The sequence below is a fragment of the Eggerthella sp. genome (genome assembly GCF_048329335.1).
GTDB classification, from domain to species: Bacteria; Actinomycetota; Coriobacteriia; order Coriobacteriales; family Eggerthellaceae; genus Eggerthella; species Eggerthella lenta.
On the sequence record NZ_DBFEGU010000356.1, the window covers coordinates 1 to 2,088 of the forward strand.

3 protein-coding genes are annotated in these 2,088 nt (G+C 66.7%); 2 read left to right on the top strand and 1 reads right to left on the bottom strand.

The window, feature by feature from the left end; genetic code table 11:
- Nucleotides 1–140 precede the first annotated feature (140 nt).
- A complete protein-coding gene (locus ACMO6A_RS11080) occupies nt 141–668 on the bottom strand; it encodes a TetR/AcrR family transcriptional regulator (RefSeq protein WP_418471268.1) in 528 nt (175 codons plus the stop codon).
- A 106-nt stretch (nt 669–774) separates the two neighbouring features.
- Between ACMO6A_RS11080 and ACMO6A_RS11085 the strand changes: the two genes are divergently transcribed.
- Together ACMO6A_RS11085 and ACMO6A_RS11090 are read left to right on the top strand one after the other, a co-directional pair.
- Nucleotides 775–1,557: an EFR1 family ferrodoxin gene (locus ACMO6A_RS11085; protein WP_009306766.1), complete on the top strand. Its 783-nt coding sequence runs from the start codon at nt 775–777 to the stop codon at nt 1,555–1,557.
- Nucleotides 1,554–2,088, top strand: a 535-nt coding sequence (locus ACMO6A_RS11090; RefSeq protein WP_418471269.1) for a nitroreductase family protein, incomplete at its 3' end; no start/stop codon positions are given. The genes ACMO6A_RS11085 and ACMO6A_RS11090, both read left to right, overlap by 4 nt.

Sequence of the window (2,088 nt, forward strand, 5' to 3'; positions counted from 1 at the left end):
ACTGCTACGACGGCGACGACTGGGCGGGAGGATGGAACAAGGACTACGACATCCTCGTCATGGTGGGCGACCCCTCGGCTGCCGACAACCCCATCTATGTCGGTGCTGGTCCAGAGGGGGAGTCGAAATAGCTCGCTTCGCTATCGCGTGCCGTGGAGCATGCGGGCGAACTCGTCGGCCATGGCGGCGGGGGACTCCTTCATCCCGCTTTCGAGCCAGCAGATCAGCACGTTGTAGAACGCGCCGGCGTAGAAGTACAGCTGGTAGCGTTCGGGCGAGCTTGCGGACATGTCGCCGTGCGAGGTGATCTCGCAGTCGGTGACGAGGTCGAGCAGCGACGTGGAGGCCTTCGCCCGGTGAAACCCCAGCACGAGGCTCGCGTGCTCCTGGTAGAAGCGGAACTGGTACTCGATGCGCTCGCGGCTGCGAGGGTTGCCGTCCGTCGTGGGCATGCCCTCGTGGTAGCGCTGCGTCACCTGGCGGATGCCGTAGTCCACCAGGTCTTCGACCGACGAGAAGTTGCGGTAGAACGACGCGCGCGCGACGCCCGCCTGCTCCACCAGTTCGGTGACGGTCACCTTCGACCAGTCCTTGCGTCCGGCGAAATCTATGAGCGCGGCAAGCAGGCGGTCCTTCACTTGCTGGTTCGCGAGCTTTCTTTTGTCCATGAGACACATCACCCCGTTTTGTCTCCGGTCGACGATTGACGGTCGAGCACAACCTGATACAAAATGTATCGGGTTACAGCATACCATCGAAACGGAGCGAAGCACCATGATTCTGTACTTCAGCGGCACGGGCAACAGCCAATGGGCGGCGCGGCGGCTAGCCGAGGCGCTCGACGACGAGGTCGTCTCCATCAACTGCATCATGAAGGAGGGGACATCGGCGCCCCTTCGCTCACGGAAGCCGTTCGTGTTCGTGGCGCCCACCTATGCGTGGCGCCTGCCCCGGGTGGTGGATCGGTGGATCCGCGGTGCGTCCTTCGCGGGCAGCAACGACGCCTACTTCGTCCTGACCTGCGGGGGAAGCGTCGGCAACGCGGCCGCCTATGCGCAGAAGCTGTGCGCGGGCGTCGGGCTGCGCTTTCGCGGCCTCGCATCGGTTCTCATGCCCGAGAACTACCTGGCGCTGTACGACACGCCGGACGAAGCGGAGTGCCGCGCTCTGATCGAGCGCGCCAAGCCGCGCATCGACGAGGTGGCTGATCTCGTTCGCCGCGGCGAGCCGCTTCCCGAAGAGCCGGTCACGGCGAAGGGTCGTTTCCGCAGCGGCCCCGAGAACGCGCTGTTCTACCCCGTGCTCGTGCACGATGCGAAGTTCGTCGCGACGGATGCATGCACGGCGTGCGGCACCTGCGTGCGTCGCTGCCCGCTGAACAACATCGCGCTCGCGGGCGGCAAGCCCGCATGGAACGGCTCCTGCACGCATTGCATGGCCTGCATCGCAGGGTGCCCGACGCGCGCCATCGAGTACGGCCAGAAGTCGAAGGCGCGCCATCGGCACGACATCTGGACGGATGCGGGCGACGGCGCATGCGGAGGCGATGCGCGATGAGGGATCGTCACGAGGTTCTCATCGACGAGGCCCGCTGCATCGGGTGCGGGCTGTGCCGGGAGGATTGCCCGGCCGCCAACATCGTGGTCGAGCAGGGGAAAGCCGCGGTGATCTCGCAGGACTGCCTCATGTGCGGCCACTGCGTGGCCATCTGCCCGCAAGCGGCCGTCACGATGACCGGGTTCGAGGAAGAGCCGAGGGAGCTGGACGCCGGCGCGCCAACGGCCCTCGACCCTGATCGGCTGCAGCAAGCGCTCGGCGCGCGGCGCAGCATCCGCCGCTTCGCCGACCGGCCCGTTCCCGACGACGTCTTCGCGCGCATCGTCGAGGCGGGGCGGCTGACGCCTACGGCCAAGAACGAGCAGGACGTGTCGTTCGTGGTGCTGCGCGACGACATCGCGCGCTTCGAGGCGCGGGCGGTGCGCCTGTTCAGGCGCGTGATGCCGTTCGTGCGGCTTACGAGCTCGATGGCGCGCCGCACCTCCATCGACGACCGGTTCTTCTTCAAGGGCGCGCCCGCGGTCATCGTCG